21 protein-coding genes are annotated in these 24264 nt (G+C 64.7%); 12 read left to right on the top strand and 9 right to left on the bottom strand.

Annotated features, from left to right (window positions below; translation table 11 throughout):
- Positions 1–10 precede the first annotated feature (10 nt).
- Positions 11–1981 carry a 4Fe-4S binding protein gene (locus P6U27_RS22445; RefSeq protein ID WP_407192631.1) on the bottom strand — a complete coding sequence of 657 codons (1971 nt, stop codon included), beginning with the start codon at positions 1979–1981 and terminating at the stop codon, positions 11–13.
- 164 nt (positions 1982–2145) lie between these two features.
- Between P6U27_RS22445 and P6U27_RS22440 the strand changes: the two genes are divergently transcribed.
- From P6U27_RS22440 to P6U27_RS22385, 12 genes are all read left to right on the top strand, one after another.
- Positions 2146–2886 carry a biotin/lipoate--protein ligase family protein gene (locus tag P6U27_RS22440; RefSeq protein ID WP_407192630.1) on the top strand — a complete coding sequence of 247 codons (741 nt, stop codon included), beginning with the start codon at positions 2146–2148 and terminating at the stop codon, positions 2884–2886.
- Positions 2883–3422, top strand: coding sequence for a DUF6505 family protein (locus tag P6U27_RS22435; protein WP_407192629.1), 540 nt, complete (start codon positions 2883–2885; stop codon positions 3420–3422). The genes P6U27_RS22440 and P6U27_RS22435 overlap by 4 nt, the downstream gene beginning before the upstream one ends.
- A complete protein-coding gene (locus P6U27_RS22430; RefSeq protein WP_407192628.1) occupies positions 3419–4426 on the top strand; it encodes a DUF6352 family protein in 1008 nt (335 codons plus the stop codon). The genes P6U27_RS22435 and P6U27_RS22430 overlap by 4 nt, the downstream gene beginning before the upstream one ends.
- Positions 4423–4938, top strand: coding sequence for a DUF3305 domain-containing protein (locus P6U27_RS22425; RefSeq protein ID WP_122403937.1), 516 nt, complete (start codon positions 4423–4425; stop codon positions 4936–4938). Before P6U27_RS22430 ends, P6U27_RS22425 begins: the two co-directional genes overlap by 4 nt.
- The gene (locus P6U27_RS22420) at positions 4935–5546 is read left to right on the top strand and encodes a DUF3306 domain-containing protein (protein ID WP_407192627.1); all 612 of its coding nucleotides are present in this window, start codon (positions 4935–4937) and stop codon (positions 5544–5546) included. Before P6U27_RS22425 ends, P6U27_RS22420 begins: the two co-directional genes overlap by 4 nt.
- 131 nt (positions 5547–5677) lie before the next feature.
- Entirely contained in the window at positions 5678–6457 is a 780-nt protein-coding gene (locus P6U27_RS22415) for a molecular chaperone TorD family protein (protein ID WP_407192626.1), read from the top strand.
- 29 nt (positions 6458–6486) lie between these two features.
- Positions 6487–6705: a twin-arginine translocation signal domain-containing protein gene (locus P6U27_RS22410; RefSeq protein WP_027571964.1), complete on the top strand. Its 219-nt coding sequence runs from the start codon at positions 6487–6489 to the stop codon at positions 6703–6705.
- A 2-nt stretch (positions 6706–6707) separates the two neighbouring features.
- Positions 6708–9650 (top strand): formate dehydrogenase subunit alpha, encoded by a 2943-nt coding sequence (locus tag P6U27_RS22405; protein WP_164937000.1) that lies wholly within the window; start codon positions 6708–6710, stop codon positions 9648–9650.
- Positions 9651–9661: 11 nt separating this feature from the next.
- A complete protein-coding gene (fdh3B, locus tag P6U27_RS22400) occupies positions 9662–10258 on the top strand; it encodes a formate dehydrogenase FDH3 subunit beta (RefSeq protein ID WP_122403933.1) in 597 nt (198 codons plus the stop codon).
- A gap of 33 nt (positions 10259–10291) precedes the next feature.
- On the top strand, positions 10292–11299 hold the full coding sequence (locus tag P6U27_RS22395; RefSeq protein WP_407192625.1) for a formate dehydrogenase subunit gamma: 1008 nt from the start codon (positions 10292–10294) through the stop codon (positions 11297–11299).
- 387 nt (positions 11300–11686) lie between these two features.
- A complete protein-coding gene (locus P6U27_RS22390) occupies positions 11687–12751 on the top strand; it encodes a HoxN/HupN/NixA family nickel/cobalt transporter (RefSeq protein WP_407192624.1) in 1065 nt (354 codons plus the stop codon).
- The gene (locus P6U27_RS22385) at positions 12732–15041 is read left to right on the top strand and encodes a TonB-dependent receptor (RefSeq protein ID WP_407192623.1); all 2310 of its coding nucleotides are present in this window, start codon (positions 12732–12734) and stop codon (positions 15039–15041) included. Before P6U27_RS22390 ends, P6U27_RS22385 begins: the two co-directional genes overlap by 20 nt.
- 166 nt (positions 15042–15207) lie before the next feature.
- Here the strand turns inward: P6U27_RS22385 and P6U27_RS22380 are convergent, their stop codons facing one another.
- From P6U27_RS22380 to P6U27_RS22345, 8 genes are read right to left on the bottom strand one after another with little or no spacing between them, the layout of a single operon-like run.
- The gene (locus P6U27_RS22380; protein WP_122403929.1) at positions 15208–16272 is read right to left on the bottom strand and encodes a UDP-glucuronic acid decarboxylase family protein; all 1065 of its coding nucleotides are present in this window, start codon (positions 16270–16272) and stop codon (positions 15208–15210) included.
- Between the two features lie 11 nt (positions 16273–16283).
- The gene (locus tag P6U27_RS22375) at positions 16284–17408 is read right to left on the bottom strand and encodes a glycosyltransferase (RefSeq protein WP_407192622.1); all 1125 of its coding nucleotides are present in this window, start codon (positions 17406–17408) and stop codon (positions 16284–16286) included.
- Positions 17405–18493 carry a glycosyltransferase gene (locus P6U27_RS22370; protein WP_407192621.1) on the bottom strand — a complete coding sequence of 363 codons (1089 nt, stop codon included), beginning with the start codon at positions 18491–18493 and terminating at the stop codon, positions 17405–17407. Before P6U27_RS22370 ends, P6U27_RS22375 begins: the two co-directional genes overlap by 4 nt.
- Positions 18490–19617 carry a glycosyltransferase gene (locus tag P6U27_RS22365; protein ID WP_407192620.1) on the bottom strand — a complete coding sequence of 376 codons (1128 nt, stop codon included), beginning with the start codon at positions 19615–19617 and terminating at the stop codon, positions 18490–18492. The genes P6U27_RS22370 and P6U27_RS22365 overlap by 4 nt, the downstream gene beginning before the upstream one ends.
- Positions 19614–20726: a glycosyltransferase family 4 protein gene (locus tag P6U27_RS22360; protein WP_407192619.1), complete on the bottom strand. Its 1113-nt coding sequence runs from the start codon at positions 20724–20726 to the stop codon at positions 19614–19616. Before P6U27_RS22360 ends, P6U27_RS22365 begins: the two co-directional genes overlap by 4 nt.
- Positions 20723–22009 (bottom strand): TIGR04295 family B12-binding domain-containing radical SAM protein, encoded by a 1287-nt coding sequence (locus P6U27_RS22355; protein ID WP_407192618.1) that lies wholly within the window; start codon positions 22007–22009, stop codon positions 20723–20725. Before P6U27_RS22355 ends, P6U27_RS22360 begins: the two co-directional genes overlap by 4 nt.
- Positions 22006–23067, bottom strand: coding sequence for an SDR family NAD(P)-dependent oxidoreductase (locus P6U27_RS22350; protein ID WP_407192617.1), 1062 nt, complete (start codon positions 23065–23067; stop codon positions 22006–22008). Before P6U27_RS22350 ends, P6U27_RS22355 begins: the two co-directional genes overlap by 4 nt.
- Entirely contained in the window at positions 23067–24179 is a 1113-nt protein-coding gene (locus tag P6U27_RS22345) for an NAD-dependent epimerase/dehydratase family protein (protein ID WP_407192616.1), read from the bottom strand. The genes P6U27_RS22350 and P6U27_RS22345 overlap by 1 nt, the downstream gene beginning before the upstream one ends.
- Positions 24180–24264: the final 85 nt, after the last annotated feature.

Raw genomic sequence — 24264 nt, 5'->3', positions numbered from 1 at the left:
TCCGCTTCGTCTAATCCTTGCCGTTGCGTTGGCGTAGATAGTCATCCGTCGTCCGTGGCGGGGTTCGTTCCGGAACGCCCTTGAACGGATCGAATTGCTGTTCGCTCATGACGATGACGCGGCAGTCTGCGCACATCCTGAGTGCCTCGACCCGTTTGTCGCCGGCCGGATACATCCAGTGCCGGCCTTCGAGCTTGGCTGCGATGCGGTCGATCGTGCTCTTCACGCCGAAGGGCGTGCCGCAGCGGACGCAGAGTGCGGGCTCTTCTTCCTTGATAATCGCGGCGGGAGCACGCGCCGCGCGGAAATCGATCTGCGGCTTGAGGCTGATGACCTTTTCCGGACAGGTGCTCTGGCACAGGCCGCATTGCACGCAGGCATCCTCGATGAATTTCAACACGGGCCGCTCGGGATCGTCGCGCAGCGCGCCGGTCGGGCAGGCGGAGACGCAGGAGAGGCACAACGTGCAGCCATCGGTATCGACGGTGATTGCGCCAACCGGCGCACCTTGCGGCAGGGCGATCACGTCGACCGGCTGCGGCGCCAGTCGGTGCAACTCGCCGAGGGCGAACCGCAAGAGGTCGCGCCGCTTGCCGACGGTCTTGAAGGTCGCGGGCGTCGCGACCGCGGCAAGCGTGCCGATATCGGTCAAATGCTCGCCGAGCGCATCGGGATCATCCGTTTCGATGGTGGCGAGGCGACGGCCTGCAAATCCAAGGCCGCCTAGGATCGCTTCGGCCATCGCGATCGTCTGCGCCAATCCGGTCACATCGTGGTGCGGCTTGGCGCGGAGCAGGAAGCGCACGGCGGATACGCCATAGGCGAAGGCGCCGACAATCGCTTCCAGCCCCACCTGCGTGACCTCGTTGACGGCAAAGGGGAGCGCGTTCGCCGGCAGGCCATCGCCATGCCGCGCGAGGGCCTCGATCAGAGGCGTGCCGTGCGATCCGTCATGAAAAAGCAGCACCGCATCAGCGCCGCCAGCCTCGCGATAGGCGAGCAGCATGGCGCGAATTTTCTGGAGCTGTGTATCGGGGGGCGGCAGCGCGTAGGAGGCCGCGCCGGTCGGGCAGGCAGCCGCGCATTGGCCGCAGCCGGCGCAGATGTTCGGATCGATTGCGACATGATCGCCGTCAGGCGTGATCGCCCCCGTCGGGCAGAGATCGAGGCAGCGGTGGCAGCCCGTGCGCTTCGAGCGCGAATGGGCGCAAAGGGCGGGCGCAAAGTCGACATATCTCGGCTTGTCGAAGCTGCCGACCAGATCGCGCGCGGTCAGCACGGCGCGCAGCACTGCAGCGGGATCTTTCGGGTCGGCGCGAAGATAGCCGTCGCGCAAGTCGTGGGCGGCAAACAGCGGCAAATCGCCGGACAGATCGAGCACGATATCGCAGCGCGAGGTGACGCTGCTTCGTGGCGGGTCCAGCACGAAACGATCGCGCGAGGAGGGGCGGAGACGCGCATAGTCGTCGATAGCAAGTTCGAACGCGCCGAAATGTCCCTTCGCGGAGCGGATCGTACCCTTGACGATCGGGAACACCGTTGCAGCCGGCGGCACCGCCTCATCGAGCTGCTTCAGCATCACCGTGACGTCGAGGTGATCGGCAAGCAGGCGGCCGGCCTCGATCGCAGCCTCATCGCGGCCGTAGATCAGGATAACGCCCTCACTCGACAAGGTGACGAGCGGATAGTCCGGGGCCGGGATGGAGGCGGATGCGAGCAGGCCGGCCATCTTTGGGCCAGTGCGCGCGCCCTCGCGCGACCAGCCGGCCGTTTCGCGGATATTGACGAAGCTGATTGCATCAGGCCGTTCGCCGGCCTCGTCAGAAAACTGCGCGGCCTGCTGCGTGCAGGCGACCGTCAGCATGCCTTCCGCCGCGGCAATGTTGCGGAAATGATCGAGCTCCGCACCGCAGAGGTGGCGAAAGCTCTTGAGCTCGCAGTTCGGGCATTCGCGCCGGATCGCAGCCACGTCGAGACGCATCGTGTCTTCGCACGAGCAGATCAGGACGGTCTTCGCTGGCTGCTCCAGGTTAATCTCTCCGCCATTCGGACGCCGACGACGGACTCGCGCCGGCCCTTCGCCTCGTATAGACATTATCCATCGCGAAGAAAAGGAAAGCGGAGGACGGCCTGCCGTCGACCCCAGTGAGCCATGTTTCCCTGGCGGAACCGATCCACCTGCCGCCGCCGTTCACGTTGGTGCGGCTGCGCGAGAGTGGCGATGCTTTTGCCCATGCATGCCGCATTGCACCGGAGAGCGGAGCCGGAACGCTGGTCTATGTCGGCCGCTTCGACCTGGCAGAGTTCGCCGTGGTGCTCGAGCCGGCCGAGCCGCTACGCAGCGCGCGGCGCGCGTTCTACGCTTGTATGGTCGCGCTCACGGATGCGCTTCGCGCCTATGCGCCGCCGAGCAAGCCCATCACGATCAGCTGGCCGGATCAGGTCAGGGTCGACGGAGGGCTGGTCGGCGGCGGACGGATGGGCTGGCCTTCCGCCGCCGGCGAGGATGCGCCGCCGTCCTGGCTGGTGTTCGGGGCCATGATCCGGACGGTTGCCATGAACGATGACGATCCAGGCGTTCACCCGCTGGCCTCGGCACTCGACCAGGAAGGATTTGGCGAGGCTGGCGCAGCGCAGATCACGGAGAGCTTCGCCAGGCACCTGATGCTGGCGCTGGACGGATGGCGGGTCGACGGCTTTGACAGTGTCGCGCGCGATTATCTTACGCGGGTGCCGCGTGAAAGGCAGGCAGTTCAGCGCATTGATGATTGCGGCGATGTCCTGACGCGCCGGATCGGGACGGATACGATCGAGCGAAGCGACCTCGTCCAGGCGCTCGCGACGCCATCCTGGCTTGATCCGGCCCTCGGAGGACCACGCCTGTGAAGCTCCTGCGTACCATCGCGCTCGATCCCTCCGACACCTTCGTGTTCGACGTGGCGGCGGAGCCAGGCGAATGGGCCGTCTCCGGCGCTTTCCGCTTCTGGGAGTGCGACGCTGCGAAGCTCGAGGGGAAAGCGCGGGCGGCGTTTCGCGGTGGTTTTCTCGGGGTGCAATCCTGGGGCTGGTCGACGCTGGCGCAGATCGTTCCGGCGACCGAGGACGATTACCGCGGCCTGGTCGATCTCCTGGCGAGGCAACTCGTCGATCGTTTCGGCGCGCCGGACATGGCGGCAGCGAAGGCGGCGGCGGAAGAGGAGGTGGCGTTCTCGCAATCCCTCTGCAGCCATCCGATCAGCTCGCTTATTGCAGTGCATCGCACCTTGAGCGATGGCGAGGTCCGCGAATCCTTCCGCCGGCTGCAACTCCGGGAAGGGCAGGGGCACGGCAAGGCATTCTCGTTCATGGAAATGGAGGACGACCTCCTGCCTGATGGCGATCTCAAGCTTGCGGATCTGGGCCGGGAGCCGACCATCAGATGAACGATTTCTGGATCGCCTGCGGCCATCACCTGCTCGATCGCGAGGAGGGGGGTGGGCTCCGTGTCACCGACGAGTTCCTCAAGGCCTATTTCGCCCGTCCCGAACTGATGCCGCCGGACGACGCGTGCCCGATCGAACGCCGGCTGCACCGCGAATTGCTCGCCGACCCGCGCCAGGCGGTCAGCGCGGGTGAAATCGCCGGGATTGTCGATGCGGATGCCCGGGAGAATTGGCAGTTCGTGCTGGCCTTTCGCGATCTTCTGTTGCGGCATCCGACGCTCGAAGCCGCCTATCTTGCATCGGTGCGATCCGGCGCGAACGATTTGCCGCCGCTGTTCGTCAACCAGCTCGTGCACGTCATCCTGCGGAACGCGCTCGATGGCTGCGATGACCCGTTCGTGCTGCGCGCGGCCGAATTGTTCTTCCGGACCCAACGCATCCTGCCGCATGAGCACGCCCTGTTGCTCGGCGACGAGGAGATCGTCGGCGGCCGGAGCCCGACCCCGGTGCTCTCTTTGATGTCGATGCTGGGCGCCACCACCGACGCTGTGGTCGACGTGTTGAGCGAGGAGAATGCCGAGGCCTATTGGCAGCGCAGCGATCAGTTCGACATGGCCCTCGACCTCACGGCCGGCGGCCGCGGACCGGCTGCGCTGGCGCAGGCGATGACGCGCTGGGTCTCCCATCTGCTCGGCATCGACGTCGTGATCGAGCCGCTGCGGGCGCTGCGCGAGACAAAGCTCACCTGGTATGTCGGGCTCGATGCCGATGCCACCAGGCTTGGCGACCGGCTGTGGCACGGTGACGACCTCGGCGAGCGCGACGCCGATCGTGTGCTTGCGCTGTTCCGGCTGACACTTGCGGATTCAAGGCGTGCGCTTGACGATGTCAGCGGTGAACCGGTCTACCTGATCCTGTCGATGACGGCGGATCAGAAGCTCCGGATGAAGCCGCAGAATCTTCTGACCGGGCTGCCGGTGAAATGCCTGGAGATGGTGACATGAGCCCTGCGGCGCTGCCGTCCCTCTCGATTGCCGTCGGCGTCGTGGTCGAGCGGCGCAAGGCCGCTTCGCCCTGGGTCGATTTCATCTGGCGCGGAATTGCCGTCCTGCCAGACGAGCCGGTGACCCAACCCTGGACCGTGCTTCGCGAGGAGGATGGCACGACCATGTTCTATGCCGGAAGTGCCACCGTCGATCTCTATCCTTCCGAGACCGCGCGCTATCGCGACAATCTTGCCTCGGGTAGCCCGAGCATCTGGACCGTGCTGTCGCCCTCGGAGGGCCCCTGGCCCTATGCCGTCGCCGCGGTGACCGCCGACCCCGCGGAGGGCGAAGGCTTTACCGAAGCCGCCGATAATCTCGTCGAGGCCGTGCCGATGCCGGAGGTGCTGCGCGAAGCGATTGAAAGCTTCGTGGCCGAGCACCATGTCGAGCGGGAATTCGTCAAGCGTACGCGGCGCCGCGCCGACCCGGAGGCGCTGGCACGGCGCGAACATGAAGGCGGACAGGAATGAGTGAGGAGGAATTCCTTGCACGTTGGTCCCGCCGCAAGCGCGCATCGCTGGCGGAGCCGGCGAAGCCTGCCCCGGCGCAGCCCATGCCGCCGTCCGAGGCCAAGGACGACGAGAGCAAGTTCGATCTCTCTTGTCTGCCGTCGATCGACGAAATCAATGCGGCGACCGACATCACGGCCTTTCTCAGCAAAGGTGTTCCTCGGGAGTTGAGCCGTGCGGCTCTTCGCCGCGCCTGGGCGACCGACCCCGCCATCCGCGACTTCGTCGGGCTTGCGGAGAATGCATGGGACTTCAACGATCCGACTGCGATGCCGGGTTTTGGACCACTGGATTGCTCGTCGGAGGAACTGGCCGCACTGGTCGATCGCATAGTTGGTGGTGTGCGCGAGGTGGCCCAGTCTCTCCCCGAGGCGTCGATCGAAACGGCAGATTCCTCGGCGGAATTGCATCAAGCCGAAGCAACAGCGGTTTCCAATGTCGCTGAGCCGCCCGATGAGACCGAGCACCCGGCAATCCCTGCTGCAGTGCAACCAGCAGTGGTCGACAGATCTGCAGAATCTGCCGAGCCCGTCAGGCCCCGTACGCACGGCGGTGCACTGCCGCGCTGAGCAACTCGACCAAAGGCTATAGGCCCAGGCTATGGCAGGCGATTGACGGTCAGTGGAACCGGGATTACGCTGCCTACTGCTTTGTAACAAAAGCGATAATCAAGCAGACGGGACTTGGATGGGAGGTCCACGTGCGTGATGACGGGCTTGATCGCGCGATCGACGCCGCGGGCGGCATTGCTCAGCTTGCGCGCAAAATAGGCATCAGCCAGCCCTCCGTATCGAATTGGACCCGCGTGCCCGCACAACGGGTGGTTGCAGTCGAAGCCGCCACCGGCGTTTCCCGGAATGATCTGCGGCCCGATCTCTACAGCGAACAAGCCGGATCCGCTGAGCTCGTCGACCCCATCGATGCGGCGCGGGCGCAGGAATACGCGTTGCTGGCGCTGCTGCTGTCCGCGCCTCCGTCGAAGCGACTGCTCGATCAGCTCGCGGCCTTGAGCGGTGACGCGACGCCCCTCGGGCGCGCGCATGCGGCGCTGGCCGAGGCCGCTGCAAGTGCCGTCGCAGCGAAAGTCGAGCGGGAATATTTCGATCTGTTCGTCGGGCTCGGCCGCGGCGAATTGCTGCCCTATGCCTCTTATTATCTCACGGGCTTTCTCAACGAGCGGCCATTGTCGCGCCTGCGCGGTGACCTGACGACGCTCGGCATCGAGCCGGTTGCCAACAATTCCGAGCCCGAGGATCACGCCGCCATCCTGTGCGAGATCATGGCGGGCCTTGCCGGCGGCCGCTTCGATGCCTCGCCCGAGGCGCAGCGCGCCTTCTTCGAAAAGCATGTGTCGCCCTGGATGGGGCGGCTGTTCACAGACATCGAGAGCGCCCGGGATGCCGGCTTCTATCGAGCGGTCGGCGCGCTCGGCCGGACCTTCATCGAAATCGAAACGGAAGCATTCACATTCGCGAGCTGACCGAGGTGCCTCGGTCCGGGAGAGATGCGATGAGTGACGAGACGAAAGCAAAGGTCGGACGCCGCGATTTCCTTCGCAAGGTCGGCTTGGGCACGGCCGGTGTCGGCGCGACGCTTGCGACGCCGTTGGTCGGGTCCGCACAGGCGGACAGCGAAAACAACGATGAGAAGCGCAAGGCGCGCTACAAGGAATCCGATCACGTGAAGGCTTTTTACCGCGTCAATCGTTATCCGGCTAAGGGAGGCTGACCGTGCTGATCAAGCGAACACACCAGCATTCCCCTCGCCAGGGCTCCGTTGTCGAGTCCCTAGCGGCACGGGCCGGCGGTCTCGACCGCCGCAGCTTCCTGCGCAAATCCGGTGTTGCCGGCGGCGCACTTGCTGCGCTTGGCACCATGCCGCTCGGCAGCGTGCGCAAGGCGGAAGCAGCCAAGGCCGGTCCGCTCACCGAAGGCGCGACCATCCGCAAGAGCATCTGCACGCATTGCTCGGTTGGCTGCACGGTGACGGCCGAGGTCTTGAACGGCGTATGGATCGGGCAGGAGCCCAGTTGGGATTCGCCGATCAATCGAGGCTCGCATTGCGCCAAGGGCGCTTCGGTACGCGAACTCGTGCACAGCGAGCGGCGGCTGCGCTATCCGATGAAGCTCGTGGGCGGGCAGTGGACACGCGTGTCCTGGGACACCGCGATCAACGAGATCGGAGACAAGCTTCAGGCTGTACGCGAGAAGTCGGGCCCCGATTCGGTCTATTGGCTCGGCTCGGCCAAGATGACCAACGAAGGCGCCTACCTATTCCGCAAGCTCGGTGCGTTCTGGGGGACCAACAACACCGATCACCAGGCTCGCATCTGCCATTCGACCACCGTCACCGGCGTCGCCAATACCTGGGGCTACGGTGCGATGACCAACAGCTACAATGATATCCGCAATGCGAAGACACAGGTCGTCTTGGGCGGCAATCCGGCCGAAGCCCATCCGGTATCGCTGCAACATCTGCTCGAGGGCAAGGAGCTGCAAAAGGCCAACTTTGTCGTCATCGACCCGCGTCTGACGCGCACGGCCGCGCATGCAACCGAATATGTGCGGATGCGGCCGGGCACCGACATCCCGGTGCTCTACGGCATGATGTGGCACATTCTCCAGAACGGCTGGGAGGACAAGGAGTTCATCCGGCAGCGCGTCTACGGTTTCGACGACATCAAGAAAGAGGTTGAGAAGTGGCCTCCGGAAGAAGTCGAGCGCGTCACCGGCATTCCGGGCGAGCAGCTCAAGCGAGTCGCCAAGATGTTCGCCACCGAGAAGCCGGCAACCCTCATCTGGGCCATGGGCCAGACCCAGAAGACCGTCGGCACCGCCAACGTGCGGGCGAGCTGCATCGCGCTCCTGATGACCGGCAACGTCGGTAAGGCCGGCGCCGGCGCCAACATCTTCCGTGGCCATGACAACGTGCAGGGCGCGACCGACGTCGGGCTCGATATCGTCACGCTGCCGTTCTACTACGGCCTCGCCGAAGGCGCCTGGAAGCATTGGTCGCGGGTCTGGGAGGTCGACTACGACTTCCTGAAGTCCCGCTTCGATTCCAAGCAGATCATGGAAACCCCCGGCATCCCGCTGACCCGCTGGTTCGAGGCGGTGACGCTGCCGAAGGATCAGGTCGCGCAGAAGGACACTGTGAAGGCGGTGTTCGTGCAGGGGCACGCCTCCAACAGCATCACCCGCATTCCCGAGTCCCTCAATGGCCTGAAGGCGCTCGAGCTGCTCGTCATTGCCGACCCGCATCCGACGACCTGGGCCTCGCTTGCCGTCGAGGCGGGCCGCAAGGATGGCGTCTACATTCTGCCGGTTGCCACGCAATTCGAATGCAAGGGGTCGCGCGTCGCCTCCAACCGCTCGCTGCAATGGGGCGAGCAGATCGTGAAGCCAATCTTTGAATCGAAGGATGATCTCGAGGTCATCTATCTGATGGCGAAGAAGCTCGGTTTCGCCGACCAGATGTTCAAGAAAATCAAGGTCGAGAACAATCTTCCTGAAGCGGAGGATGTGCTGCGCGAGATGAACCGCGGCAGCTGGTCGACCGGCTATTGCGGGCAATCGCCCGAGCGCCTGAAGGCGCACATGAAGAACCAGGCCAAGTTCGATATGCTGACGATGCGGGCGCCGAAGGACGATCCCGAGGTCGGAGGCGACTATTACGGTCTGCCCTGGCCGTGCTGGGGGTCACCGGAAGTCAAGCATCCCGGCACGCCATTGCTCTACAACACCAATCTGCACGTGATGGACGGCGGCGGCACGTTCCGGCCGCGATTCGGCATCGAGCGCGAGGAGAAGCTGCCGGACGGCACGACGCGGAAGGTGAGCCTGCTTGCGGACGGCTCGTACTCGTTGGGGTCGGGCATTCAGGACGGCTACCCGGAGTTCACGCTGGCGAGCCTGAAGAAGCTTGGCTGGGACAGCGAGCTCACCGAAGCGGAAATGGCCGTCATCAACAAGGTCAATCCCGCCAATCCGGACACGGTGTCGTGGGCGCTCGACCTGTCGGGAGGCATCCAGCGCGTGGCGCTGGCGCATGGCTGCGTTCCCTACGGCAACGGCAAGGCGCGCATGAATGCCTTCGGCTTGCCCGATCCTATCCCGGTTCACCGCGAGCCGATCTACACGCCACGCGTCGACCTCGTCGCCAAATATCCGACGCTACCCGACGCCAAGCAGTTCCGGATGCCGAATATCGGGTTTTCCGTGCAGAAGGCGGCAGTGGAGAAGGGAATTGCAAAACAGTTCCCGCTCATCCTGTCGTCCGGCCGTCTGGTCGAATATGAGGGCGGCGGCGAGGAGACCCGAACCAACCCGTGGCTTGCCGAATTGCAGCAGGACATGTTCATCGAGATCAATCCTGCCGATGCCGCCGAGCGCGGTGTCAAGGACGGTGGCTGGGTTTGGGTCACCGGTGCTGAGAACAATTCCAGGGCGAGGATGAAAGCGCTCGTCACCGAGCGCGTCGGCAAGGGCGTTGCCTGGATGCCATTCCACTTCGGCGGGTGGTTCGCAGGCAAGGATCTTCGCGGCAATTACCCGAAGGGCACCGATCCGATCGTGCTCGGCGAAAGCGCCAACACGATCACGACCTACGGGTACGACCCCGCGACGGGCATGCAGGAGCCCAAGGTCACTCTCTGCCAAATCGCGGCGGCTTAGGAGTAACGACGATGGCACGTATGAAATTCCTCTGCGACGCCGATCGCTGCATCGAGTGCAACGCTTGCGTCACCGCCTGCAAGAACGAGCACGAGGTGCCCTGGGGCATCAACCGGCGCCGCGTCGTCACCCTCAACGACGGCAAGCCGGGCGAGCGCTCGATCTCGATGGCCTGCATGCACTGCACGGACGCGCCGTGCGCGGCCGTGTGCCCGGTGAACTGCTTCTACACCACGGCCGATGCTGTGGTGCTGCACTCCAAGGACCTCTGCATCGGTTGCGGCTACTGCTTCTACGCCTGCCCGTTCGGCGCTCCGCAATATCCGAAGGTCGGGAACTTCGGCTCGCGCGGCAAGATGGACAAATGCACCTATTGCGCCGGCGGTCCGGAAGCCGATGGCAGCAAGGAGGAGTACGAGAAATACGGTGCGAACCGGCTGGCCGAAGGCAAGCTGCCGCTGTGTGCCGAAATGTGCTCGACAAAGTCGTTGCTTGCGGGCGACGGCGAGATCATTGCGCAGATCTACAAGGAGCGCGTGATGAAGCGCGGTTACGGCTCGGGTGCCTGGGGCTGGAAGACGGCCTATCGCGAGACGATCGAATCCTGACGAAGGTCGCGCGCGGACATTGAGGAGGAGCTCATGGTGTCGTTTGCAAGGTTCGTCCGGGCGGCCGTCGGCGCCTGTGCTTTACTCCTCCTCGTCGTGGCAGCTCCGGCGCCGGTCGGCGCCCAGCAGGTCAATCCGACCGCGAGCTCGGTCAAGGAGCAGCAGCTCCTGCAGGAGCTGAAGCGGATCCAGGGTCGCGTCAGCATCCCTGATCAGAGGTCCGGCGTTCTCGAGCAGCCGCAGGGGCGGCAATGGCGCGAGTTCCACAACGTCACGCTGCGCTGGATCGGCGGCATCGCGATCATCGGCATGCTGGCGGTGCTCGTGATCTTCTATCTGACCCGCGGCATGGTGCGGCTCGAAAGCGGACGGTCCGGCCGCACCCTCGTGCGCTTCAATATCTATGAGCGTTTCGTGCACTGGATGACCGCCACCTGCTTCATCATTCTGGCGATCTCCGGACTGAACATCACCTTTGGCCGACCGTTGCTATTGCCGCTGATCGGCTTCGAGAACTTCTCCGAATGGTCGCTATGGGCCAAGTACGCCCACAATTATCTGAGCTTCCCGTTCACCATCGGAGTCGTCCTCATCCTGTTGATGTGGATCGGCGGCAATATTCCGAACAAGGTGGACGTCGAGTGGCTGAAGCGGGGCGGCGGCATCGTCGGGCATGATCATCCGCCGGCCTATCGCTTCAACGCCGGCCAGAAGGCGGTCTACTGGATCGTCGTGATCGGTGGCGGACTGGTCGCTGCGAGCGGCTATGTCCTGATGTTCCCGTTCTACACAACGGGGATCGAAGGCATGCAAATGGCCCAGATCGTCCACTCGGTCGTGGCGGTCCTGTTCGTCGCGGCGATGATCGCACACATCTATATCGGCACCATCGGCATGGAAGGTGCGTTCGAGGCCATGGGCACGGGCGAAGTCGACGTCAACTGGGCTCGCGAGCACCATAGCCTCTGGCTCGACGAGCAGATGGCGCGAACGGGACCCAACGACGGACGACCGCAACCCGCGACCGCGGCGGCTGAATAGGGCGAAGCACCGGCGCGGACGCTCCGACCTACCGAGCCGACTCTTTCGCAAACAAGACGGAGCGGTCCTGCAGCTCCTGCTCGGGAAGCTTGATGGCTTGGCCTGTCTGCATGCCTTGAATGGATGCCATGCCGTGCTGCGCGTGATCACCTGGCGACCGTCAACTTGATCGTGAAAGTGGATATTAGGTTGCCAATAGCAGCGCCCCATCCCACCCCAGCGTCATGATGAGCCGGGCGCAGAATTCTTCCATGAGAGCAGTGATTTGGCTTCGGTTCTTGGCGGCTTTTCAACCGTCAGGTCGAAAGTGGCCCAGCTCTTGCTCTTGCCAGTATGAGGGATTTTGATAAACGTCATACTGTGGGGTCGGGAATGGAACGAGCGGCGATGCGAACTTTGCGGGCGGTCGAGCCCGGAACTGTGGCGCTGCTCGGCGGGCTCGTCGCCGCCAACCTCGCCACGTGGTCTTGGGCCTTCATGCTGTTCGGCGACCGGCCGACGGTGATGGCGACCGCACTGCTGGCCTGGGTGTTCGGCCTCCGCCACGCCGTCGATGCCGACCACATCGCCGCGATCGACAATGTCGTGCGCAAGCTGATGCAGGCGGGTGGCGCGCCGCGCAGCGTCGGTCTCTATTTCGCGCTCGGCCATTCCAGCGTGGTCGTTGTCGCCACCATGCTGCTTGCGCTGGGCGTGGTCAGTCTTGGCGGCGACAGCCTGCTCAAGGAGATCGGCGGCTTGATCGGCACGTCGGTGTCGGCGCTGTTCCTGCTCGCTGTTGCGCTCATCAACCTCGTCATTTTCGTCGGCCTGTGGCGGACGTTCCGCGCGGCACGGGAGGAGGGCGTCCACGATGTTGCGCAGCTTGACGCGTTGCTCGCCAGCCGCGGCATCCTGGCGCGGCTGCTCGGCCCGATGTTCCGCCTGGTGACAAAGCCGGGACATATGTACCCGCTCGGCTTCCTGTTCGGGCTCGGCTTCGACACTGCGACCGAAATCGGCCTGCTCAGCATCTCCGCCAGCGAAGCCGCGCGTGGCGCCTCGCTCGCCGATGTCCTGGTCTTTCCCGCGCTGTTTGCGTCAGGCATGGCGCTGGTCGACACGGCCGATTCCGCGCTGATGGTGAGCGCCTATCGCTGGGCCTTCGTCGATCCCCTGCGCAAGCTCTGGTACAACCTCACGATCACGGGCGCCTCGGTCGCGGTCGCGCTGTTCATCGGCGGCGTCGAGGCGCTCGGCCTGATCGCGGATCGGCTCGGCCTCTCCGGCGGTATGTGGACGCTGGTCGAGGGCCTCAACGAGTCGCTGGCGAATGTCGGCTTCGCCGTGATCGCGCTATTCGCGATCGCATGGCTCGTCTCGGTCGTGCTCTATCGCCGCATGTTCGCGGACGGCCGCCATTGTGCCGGGACGAAGGTCTTGGAATGCGCCGATGCAACCGAGGCGGTGTGAGCCTAGTTGTTGCGGCGGCGCGCTGACTGCACTCTCGGCCCTGCTGCTCCTCGCCGATAATGGCCGCGCGCTTGCGCAGAGCACCGGCATCTCGCGCGAACTTCCGCCAATCCAGGTCGATGGCGAGGCGCTGGTCCGCAAGAAGCCGCTCGCATCGCGCCGCACCAGAAAGCCGTCCCCCGCCGTTCACCGCATCCTCGTGTATCCAGCAGCGACGCAGGCGTCGGATGCGCGCAGTGCCGGCTCGGGTGCAAAGAGCGGAGCCGGCACGGCCAGCGAGATCACCGTCTCCCGCGAGGAGATCAACGCGCGCCCGATCTCGCGGCCTGGTGAGGTGCTCGAAGCCGTGCCGGGTCTGATCGTGACGCAGCATTCCGGCGAGGGCAAAGCCAACCAGTACTTCCTGCGCGGTTACAATCTCGACCACGGCACCGATCTGGCGATCATCGTCGACGGCGTCCCCGTCAACATGCGTACCCACGCGCATGGGCAGGGCTATGCCGATCTCAACTGGCTGATCCCGGAAACCGTCGCCGCAATGGACGTGCGCAAGGGGCCTTACTTCGCCGACGAGGGCGATTTCGCCTCGGTCGGAAGCGTTCATATCGGTCTGATCGATCGCACCTGGAGACTGGCGCAGGTGAGCGCCGGCAGCTTTGGTTACCGCCGTCTGCTCGGCATGGATTCGGCGAAGCTCGGTGACGGTTCGCTGCTGGTGGCCGGCGAAGTGGGCACCTACAACGGGCCGTGGGACAACTCCGACAATGTGAGAAAGCTCAACGGCCTCGTGCGCTACAGCCATGGCACTGCGACCGACGGCGTGTCCATCACCGGCATGGCCTACGTCAACAAATGGAATTCGACCGACCAGGTGCCGCAGCGCGCGATCACCAGCGGCCTGCTCGACCGGTACGGTTCGGAAGACCCGAGCGACGGTGGAAACGCCGACCGTTTCGCGCTCTCCGGCCGTATCGCGCAGACCGACGATACGGGATCGTGGAAAGCAAATGCCTATGTGGTGAAGAGCCAGCTCGACCTCTTCAACAATTTCACCTACTTTCTCGACGATCCCCTGCTGGGCGACCAGTTCCACCAGCACGACAAGCGTTTGATGGCGGGCGCCAACATCTCGCGCACGCTGAACGGTTCGTTTGCCGGCCTGCCGATGCAGATCACCCTCGGTCTGCAATCGCGTTATGATGCGATCGATCTCGCGCTCACCAACACTTTCCAGCGCGGCTTCCGCGCCAATATCCGCAGCGACAAGGTCGGCGAGGGGAGCGTCGGGATCTATGCCGAAAACGCGGTGCGCTGGACCGATTGGCTCAGGACGACGGTGGGCTGGCGCGGCGACTATTACGCCGCTGACGTCACCTCTCTGTTCAATGCCGCCAATTCCGGCTGCGCCGATGCCGCGCTCGGCAGTCCGAAATTCAGGATGGTGCTTGGTCCGTTCAACCAGACCGAATTTTTCCTCGGTGCCGGCTACGGCATGCACTCGAACGATGCCCGCGGCGCGACCACGACGGAAGACCCCGCCGATCCCGCGACAAGGCTCACGCCGTCGCCGCTCCTGGTGCGCACCAGGGGCGCGGAGATCGGTATCCGCAGCAGGATTGTTCACGGCCTCGACACCTCGCTTAGTCTCTTCATCCTCGATCAGGATTCCGAGATCCTGTTCTCGGGCGATGCCGGCGACACCTCGGCAACCCGCGCCAGCCGTCGGTACGGCTTCGAGTGGAGCAATCATTACCGGCCATGGTCGTGGATCGATATCGACGCGGATCTCGCAATGACGCATGCGCGCTTTCGCGGTTATGACAGCGAGCAGGCACAGGCCTATGCCTCGCTTGCCGGCTATCCCGAGGCGCAGATCGGCAATGCGCCCGGCAACTACATTCCGAACGCGCCGGCGATGGTGGCATCAGCCGGCGTCACGGTGGGCGAGAAGACCGGCTGGTTCGGAACTTTGCGCTGGCGCTATCTGGCCTCGAGCCCGCTGACGGAGGACAACGCATTCCGCTCCTCTGCGACCAGCATCTTCAATGGCCGCCTCGGCTATCGTATCGATAACGGCTGGCGCCTTCAGCTCGACGTGCTCAACCTCTTCAACGCGAGGGCGAACCAGATCACCTATGCTTATGGTTCGCTGCTCAAGACCGATACGCTCTACAATCTCTGCACGTCAGGCGCCGCTCCAGCGGCAGTCTGCCGGAATGGCGTGATGGACTACGTGCTGCACCCGGCGGAGCCGCTGACATTCCGGGTCACCGTGGCCGGGACGTTCTAAAGCATGATCCGGAAAAGTGCGAAGCGGTTTTCCGGAAAAGATCATGCGTAAACAACAAGCTGAAGCGCGATGACGATTCATCCAAATCTCATCGCGCTTTAGGTTTGCTCAGATCGCGGACCCTGCGCTGGCGCTCTGCAGCGGGGCGCAACCCAATGATCCGCCGTCACGATTGATCGGACATCGTCAGCCGGTCGCGCGCTGGATGGCGTGCCCTGCGCGGGGCGATGGCCGGCACGAGCGGGGGCGACTCGCCGGCGAGACGCAGCGCGAAATAAGCAATGGTCGCTTGAAGACCGTCCCTCAGTGCCACCCGCGGACGCCATCCCAGAATCTTCTCTGCGGCATCGATCACGGGCTTGCGTCGCTTGGGATCGTCCTTTGGCAGCGCTTCGAAGCGCAGCGGGGAGGCCGATTCAGTGCAGGCCAGCACTTCACGAGCGATCGCCTCGATCGTGACCTCGTGCGGATTGCCGAGATTGTATGGGCCGGTGACCGAGGCGGGGCTCTCCATCAAAAGCTGAAGCCCCCGCACGAGATCGTCGACGAAGCAGAAGCTGCGGGTTTGCGTGCCTTGACCGTAGATCGTGATCGGCTCTCCGCGCAAGGCTTGCACGATGAAGTTGGAGACGACGCGTCCGTCATTCTCGAGCATGCGCGGGCCATAAGTGTTGAAGATGCGCGCGACCTTGACCTCCGTCCCGTGCATGCGCCGGTGGTCGAACATCAGCGTCTCCGCGGCGCGCTTGCCTTCGTCGTAGCAGGCCCGCGGCCCGATCGGATTGACGCTGCCGAGATAGGATTCCGGCTGCGGATGCACCTCCGGGTCGCCGTAGACCTCGCTGGTGGAGGCCTGCAGGACCCGAGCGCGCTTCTGCCGCGCGAGCTCGAGCAGGTTGATCGAGCCGAGCACGCAGGTCTTCATCGTCCCGACCGGATCGGTCTGATAGTGCCGGGGGGAGGCCGGGCAGGCGAGGCTGTAGATCCGGTCGATATCGCCCTCGATCTCGATGGGATCGCGAACATCATGCTCGACGAAACGGAAATTCGGATGATTGAGCAGCGGCCGGATGTTGTCGGCCGTCCCCGTGAACAAATTGTCGAGGCAGATCACCGTGCTGCCGCGTTGCAGGAGCGCGTCACAGAGGTGCGATCCGATGAAGCCGGCACCGCCGGCGACCAGGACTGTCGGCGAGCGGCGGGAGGCGTGGATGCGGGTCTGGAGTGTCATGATCTGGCCTTTCAGAGTTCTGCGACCTGCATGGGGCGAGCGACGGGAAGGGGCGCCGTCTTACGGCGGAGCCGCGCGGATGCCTCGGCGTAATAGGTCTCCAGCTGCCGGGCGCGATGATCGGGGGTGTGATCGGCGAGAACCCGCCGCCGCGCGTTGTGAGCGATGGTGCGCCGTTGCTCTTCCGGCATATCGCGCAGGATCTCGATCACCTCGCGCGGGCTGGACGCCAGCAGGATTTCGCGGGACGGCGCGAAGATCGTCTCGATCCCAGGCCATCGGTCCGAGATCACCGGCGTGCCGCAGGCGGCGGCCTCGAACAACCGGACGCTCGGTGAGAAGCCCAGCGCCCTCATGTCGGCGCGGGTGGCATTCAGGGAAAAGCGTTGCGCGGCGTAGAACGTCGGATGCTGCTTTGGCGGGAGGTGCTCGATCCGGGCGACGTTGGCGGGCCAGGCGATATGTTCGGGATACTGCGCGCCGGCGACGACGAATTGTTCCGACGGCAGCGAGCGCGCCGGCGCAAGCAGCAACTCGTCGAGAACCGGCTGCCGGTCCTCGCTGTAGGTCCCGAGATAGCCCAGCGCACATTTCGGCTGTGCCCGCTTCGGTGCGTAGATCTCCGCATCCGCGCTGCAATAGAGGACACGTGCGAGTGGACTGCCGTAGCTCTGCTCGATCATCCCGGGCACCGGTCCGCCGGTGAACGACAGATAAAGATCGAAGCGCGGGATCATTGCGGCGGAAAGATAATTGAGGCCGTGCTCGAGCCTCGCCAACGTGACCGGCGTATCGATGTCGTAGAACGCCGTGATGCCCCTCGCATGGGTCGTCGTCCATTCGGCAATCGGAATGCCGTCAGGAACATAGGAGCCGATGATCACCAGATCGGCATCGCGGATCAGCTTGCCGAACCGGCGCGGAATTTCCTTCAAGGATTGGTACAGCTCGACGGCCCAGGCAGAGGGCTTGGTCAGGTCGCGGTGATCTCGATACCAGGGTACGTCCCGCTCCAGAAACGTGACGCGGTGACCTCGTCGCGCCAGGGCTTCGATCAGGGCGCGGTACGTCGTGGCGTGACCGTTGCCCCAGGACGAAGTGACCGAAAGTCCGATGACGACGATGGAGAGGTTCATTCTGCTGCCTCGATTCGCGAGCTACTGGCGACGAAGAGATCGTTGAATTGGCGGGCGCGCTGCCGGTAGGTGTGCTGGCTGAGGATGCGCGCGCGGGCGCGGCGGGCGATCGATCGGGCCTGCTCCGGATCCAGTGCGGCGAGGTGCTCCGCGACCTCGGCTCCGTCAGCGGCAACCAGCACCTCGCGGCCGGGTTCGAGAAAATGATCGATGCCGGCCCATTGATCGGTGATCAGGCAGGCGCCCGCGCCGATCGCTTCGAACACACGGGTTGGCGGAGAGAAACCGTAGCGCGCCATGCTGTCGCGATTGACGTTCAGCGTGGCGAGAGCGGAGCCGAAGAACGCGTTGTGATCGGCGGTGCCGACATGGCCGACTTTGCGCACATTGGCGGAGGCGTCCTTGTCGTCCCAGCCGGAGCCGCCGAGCACGAAGGACTTGCCGGGCAGGTGGCGTGCGACGTCCAGGAAGAAGTGATCGACACGCGTCTCGCGATCGGGCAGGCGGTTCGCCAGCAGGCTGAGATCGCAGGCGAAGCGCGCATTGGCGGGCGCCGGAAAATGCGTGGCCGGATCGAGTGCATTGTAGATCGGCACGCAGTGCCGCGCGCCCATCGATCGGTAGGCCGACACGACACCATCGCCGCCGCCATAGGTCAGCACCATGTCGTAGCACGGGATCGCGCGACGCAGATGATGCTGTGGATCGCTTTCCATCGCTTCGAGCGTGGCGGGCGCGTCCACGTCCCAATAGATCCGGATCAGCCGGGAAGGCAACGCAGCAACGGCGTTCTCCAGCTCCAGATCAAACACGCCGACGCCGCTGGCCTTGATCAGCATGTCGGCCGATTGCACGGCTGCATCGAGCGAGCGGCGCCAGCCGTCCGGAGTCGCGGGATAAATCACCACTCTGGCCCAATCCGGATCGTCGATGTCGCGATGCGCCTGGCGCCCGAAGGCGTCGGGTTCGTAGAAGGTGACCTCGTGGCCGAGCGCTGCGATCTCCTTCAGCATGCCGCGATAATAGGTGGCGGCGCCGTTCCAGTACGACGAGACGAGGCTGGATCCGAAGAACGAGATCTTCATGCGACGGCTCCGATGTGGCGGGAGCGCGCCCGGCGGCTCGAATCCCGAATGTCGCTCACGATGTCGATGAGCTGCGCGGCGCGGTGGCGGCAGGTATGACGATCCTGGATGGCCTTCAGGCCGGTCTCCACCATGGCGGACGCCAACTGCGGATCGTCGATAACCGCGCGAAGCGCACGCTTCATCTGCGCGCCATCGGCAACGCTGAGATAGGCGCCCTCCGGAAACAGCCTTTCAGTATCCGACCAAGGCGCCGAGACCAGGGGAATGCCGCAGGCGAGCGCTTCGAACACGCGGATGGTCGGAATGCCCGGAAGCAGGGCTACGTAAGGCCCGCGCGGCACATGAATCGTTGCGCGCGCACCGGCGAAGGCAATGGGAGCCCAGTGTGCCGGCAGCCAGCCGCCATAACGGATACCTGCGCTCCTGATGGTGTGGAGCGCTTCGTCCGAATAGCGCACGCCGTGAACGCTCGCGCGGAGCTTCAGCTCCGCCACGGGCTCGACCAGGAATTCGGTCAGTTCGGCGCTGCGCTCGCCATCACCCCAATTGCCGATCCAGACCAGATCGTCTGTACGATCAACCTGTGGCAGCGGATGATACAGCGCGACATCGGCTGCCTCGTGCCAGGTGAAGACCCGGTCGGCCCAGCCGAGCTTCAGATAGATCTGCCGAAGCACCTCGCCGAAGGCGAGCACGCCGTCGAATCCGTCGAGGTCGAATTGCGCCAGCTCCTCAGGCGCGCTGACGGCGCGGTGATGGGTGTCGTGGAACAGCAGGGTGAAGGGCGCGCCCTGCGCCCGCCTGCGACCGATCTGCGCGATCAGATCGGGCGAATTCCATTCATGCACGATGACGAGATCGGCACCGTCCAACGCCCGCTCGAGATCCAGACTGGCATCGTAGCGGCGGATCTCGATGCCGGGGAAAAGGGCGGGAATATCCTCCAGTGTATGACTGCCGCCTTCGCGGATGGCGTTCAGCCGGCTCCAGCCGTCGACGGGTTCGAATACGACGACCTCGTGCCCGAGCGCATGAAGCTCGCGCGCATAGCCACGCAGGAAATGCGCGTTGCCGTTGTTCCAGCAGGAAGTGAACGCATGATAGAATAGGATGCATTTCATGCGCGCACCTCGATCTTGCTGGCCGCCGCGCTCGTCCGGCTCGATGCGAGCAGGTCCTCGTAGAGACCAAGATAGGCGCTCGTCGTCCGCGTCAGCGAATAGGTCAGGGATTGCTCATAGGCGGCGCGTTGCAGGCGCGTGCGCCCGAAATTGTCGGCACAAAGCTCTGAGAGCGTTCGGTGGAGCGCCTGGCTGTCGGCCGGATCGAAGAACAGGGCGGCACCGCTCCACAATTCCCGGAACGTCGGGATGTCCGAGAGGACCAGGGCGCAGCCTGCCGCGGCTGCCTCCAGCACCGAGAGGCCAAAGGGTTCATAGAGCGCGGGGCTGACGAAGATCGCCGCATGCTGCAATCGCGCGGCCATGGCCTCGTGCGGCAGCTCTCCGAGCCAGGTCACACCCGCAGCCAGGTCTGTATCGATGGGGCCGGCCACCTCGACCGGCCAATCGAGCTCGGGTGCGGCGGCGGCGAGAGCCTCGATGTTCTTGGCGCGGTCCCACAGCCGACCGGCCGCGAAGATCAAGTCCTGCTTCCGTCCCGCGGGGTCGCGAGGCGCAATGCCGTTCCAGATCACCGCGCCGCGCGACCGCGGCTGGTAGATCGCCGTCATGTCGTCGTAGAAGGCCCCGCTCGGACACACCCAGGCCTCCGCCATGTCGAGCGCCGCGGCGACCCGCTCGGTGTAGCGACGCCAACGGGGCTCGTCGAGCCAGGCCGTATCGCGGCAGGCGACGGCCCAGGAATTCACACAGGAGTGCGCCACCAGCACGGTCGGGGCGTGCCAGGCAAAGGTCGCTTCGCGAAAGCTGTTCAGGTGCACGACATCGGGCATCAAGCTGGCTTCGAGGTTGGCGAGCACGCGCCTCGCCTCGGAAACATTCCGCCCGTCCGGGTCCTGCCATTCGAGCGCGAGATCCGTTTCGATCAGGTGCACCCGGGTGTCGCGCAGCATCCGGCGCTGATCGTTGCGAGGTTGCGGGCCCAGTGTCACGAGCGTGACGTCGGCACCGGACGCAGCGAGGCTGGAGGCGAGGGCGCAGGAATAGGTCCAAACGCCGCCAACCGTGTCGGTCGTCATCATGATCCTGAGGTCCGCGCTAGGCCTCATGAGGTCACCTGACGTTCGAGAGTGTCGAGTGGGACCGGGCGGTCGTTCTGCACGTCGCTGAACTGGTCGAACATCGCCAGATAGTGCCGGTGCGCGCGCTCCCAGGCGAAATCGTCGGGCTCGCCCCAGAGCTTCCGATAGTCAGGCGAACCGGGATAGGGATAGAGCGGCACCGGATCGTTGGCCCAGACGCCGGCATCCTGCATCGTGCGGCGCCAGCGCTGCACGACGGGATCGTCGTCCTCGGGCACCTCGATCAGATTGGCCTGCACGAAGGGGACGTGGCGGCGGGCTTCGACCAGCCGGTCGGCGAGCTGATCCGTGGTCATCTTGCAGTTCTTGGCGAGTGCTGCGCGCCCCTCGACGGTCAGGCTCTCGATGCCGGCTTCGATCGAGACGCAGCCGGCGCGGCCGAGCAGGGCGAGCATGTCGGGCTTCCACAGATCGATACGTGTCTGCACGCCGAACTTCAGCCCGCGGGTCGTCAACCCCTCCAGCAGCTCGCGATTGGGAAGGAAGATCTCGTCGATGAAGTAGACGTACTCGATACCCTGGTCGCACAAACGGTCGATCTCGTCGAGAATGACCGCTGGCGGCCGCTTGCGGTAGGCGTTGCGGAAATTCTCCTTGGCGCAGAACGTGCAGTTGTAGGGGCAGCCGCGCGAGGCCTCGACCTCGGCGCCCGGTGCACTCGGCTCGGCCTCGAAGCGGTGATGATGGTGATGATGGCGCCGGATCATCTCGTCCGGCCAATCGAGTGCGGGCTGGTCGCTGAACGCGACGGCCTGTGGGCCGCCATTGACGCGCAAAGAAGCACCGTCTGCGAAGCACAGGCCGGGAAAGTCCCACTCGCCGTTGGCGAGACGCAGCAGGGACGCCTCGCACTCGCCCATCACGACGATGTCGGCGCCGAGCTTCTTCAAGGCCGTCCTCGGCGTGGTCGAGCCATGCGGGCCCACCGCAATCAGTGTCGGCGCATGGTCCCTCACCGCCAGTGCGAGCTGTTGCGGCACGCGAAGCTCCGGCGGCGCGCAGCGCCAGAACAGGTATGTCGGCGCAGTGGTGAAGACGATCTGGTCGGGACCGAAAGCGTGCAGCTCGGCCTCGATCTCGCCGAGCGAGAGATCGAACAGATGCGCATCGAGCAGCAGCGTCTTGTGGCCGGCCGCCTTCAAATAGTGCTCGGAGATGCCGAGCTCGAGCGGAAGATGGGGCGAGCGGCAGCCGAAATAGATGCTTCCCGCAAAATCCCAGTTGGGATTGATGAGAGCGATCCGCGTCATGCCATGGCCTCGCGGTTTCCGGGTGATCCGAAGCGGCCGTCGAGCCAGGCGTGAAGCGAGCGCAGGCCGTCGGCGAGGGACATTTGCGGCGTCCAGCCGAGCGCGGTTGCCAGCGCCCTTGTGTCGGTCACGTACCAGGGTTGATCGCCAGGTCGCCAATCCGCAAAGCGGTAGTTGATCTTGCGGCCGGTCAGCTCGGTGATGCGGTCGATCAGTTCGAGCAGGCTGACCGCATTGGCCGGACCACCGCCGAGATTGAAGACGCGGCCGCGGGCCAGCGCGATGTGGTCGAGGGCTGCGAGCCAGGCGCTCACCGCGTCCGACACGTGCAGCGCGTCGCGGACCTGCTTGCCATCGCCATAGATCGTCAGCGGATTGCCGCGGATGGCGCTGAGCAGGAAGTGTGCGATCCAGCCCTGGTCCTCGGTGCCGAATTGCCGCGGCCCGTAGATGCAGCTCATGCGCATCACCACGGTCTGCAGCCCGAACACCCGGGCATAGTCGTGGACGTATTGATCGGCCGTGCCCTTGGAGCATCCATAGGGACTGTAGAAATCCAGCGGCGCATTCTCCGAGACGCCGCCGGTGAGCAGGTCGCTGATCGGCATGTAGCGGCGCTCCTGGAGCGCGATCTCGCTGTCCTCGATCAGGCGCCCATAGACCTTGTTGGTCGAAGCGAAGATAACCGGCGCGGACTTGTTGTGCAGGCGAACGGCCTCGAGCACGTTCAGCGTGCCGCGCGCGTTGATCTCGAAATCGGCGGCGGGATCGCTGACGCTGTCGGTGACGGCGACCTGAGCTGCCAGGTGCAACACGGCCCGCGCCTCGCGCACGGCGTCGATCACCGGAATTGGGTCGCGGATATCAGCCACCGTGATGGTGACGCGGTCGCCATGCCGGGATTTCAGCCATTGCGCGTTCTCGCGCACGCCGGCGCGGGCGAGATTGTCCAGCACCAGAACGCGATCACCCCGCTCGGCGAGGCGGTCGGCGAGATTGCAGCCGATGAAGCCGCAGCCGCCGGTGACCAGGACGTGTCCGTTCGCTTGCTCGCTCATTACGCAACCAACCCCCGTTGCAGCAGCTCGCGGGTCGCCCGCTCGGCCTGATCGTCCGCGATCTGGTCAGCGAGGTACCCGGCGAGCTCTTCAAGGCCGTCCTTGAACGCGACATGCGGCTCGAAGCCGAGCAGGTCGCGTGACTTGCCGATATCCGCAAAGCAGTGCCTGATGTCGCCGGCCCGGTATTTTCGCGTGATCTCGGGCGCGATCTCGCGCCGTCCCATCACCTGGGCCAGATCCTCGGCGACCGACAGTATGCTGCGGCTCTGACCCGAGCCGACGTTGAAGACGTCCTGACTGTGCTCGGCTTCGAGAGCCATGCGGCAGACGCGGGCAACGTCGCGCACATGGACGAAGTCGCGCCGCTGCAGGCCATCCTCGAAAACGAGCGGCGGACGGCCGTTGAGCAGCCGTGCAGCGAAGATGGCCAGCACGCCGGTGTAGGGATTGGACAAGGCCTGTCGCGGACCGAACACGTTGAAGAAGCGCAAGGCGACGGTCGAAATGCCGTAGGCCTTGCCCGTGATCAGGCACATGCGCTCCTGCGCATACTTGTTCAGCGCGTAGATCGAGCTCAGCGACGGCTGCTTCGTTTCAGGGGTGGGCACGGGATCGAGCAGATGACCAGCGGTGTCCCGCAATTCCCATTCGCCTTTGCGAAGCTGCTCGATCGGTCGTTCGTCGCACGCGACGATGCTCCCGCCGCCGTCGCGATAGAGGCCCTCGCCATAGATGCTCATCGAGGATGCCACGACCAGCCGCGCGACGGGGCGCTTGGCCAGCGCCTGCAGCAACACCGCGGTGCCGAGTTCGTTCGTCCTGACATAAGGCTCGATGTCGTACATGCTCTGGCCGACGCCGACGGCGGAGGCGAGATGCAGCACCATGTCGGCGCCGCGCAAGGCCTGTTCGACGGCGACGGAGTCGGTGACGTCGCCGACGACGAGCTCCGCATCGTCCGCAAGATAGGCGGGCCGCTGACGGTTGCCGCCGTGGACCTGCGGAGAGAGATTGTCGAGAAGGCGGACGTCGTAACCGGCCGCAAGCAGCACGTCGGCCGTGTGTGAGCCGATGAATCCCGCGCCTCCAGTAATCAATACTCGCGTCATTCACCGCTCCGTGCCGCATGGGACCGATCCGTTCGGGATCAGTCGATGATGAGAGTTGAAGCGCGCTTTGCTTGGTCGGGCGACC

The sequence above is a fragment of the Bradyrhizobium sp. STM 3566 genome, from assembly GCF_045571445.1.
Lineage (GTDB): Bacteria > Pseudomonadota > Alphaproteobacteria > Rhizobiales > Xanthobacteraceae > Bradyrhizobium > Bradyrhizobium vignae.
The sequence above is the reverse complement of the archived record's forward strand: the minus strand, read 5'-3'. Positions and strand labels throughout refer to the sequence as shown.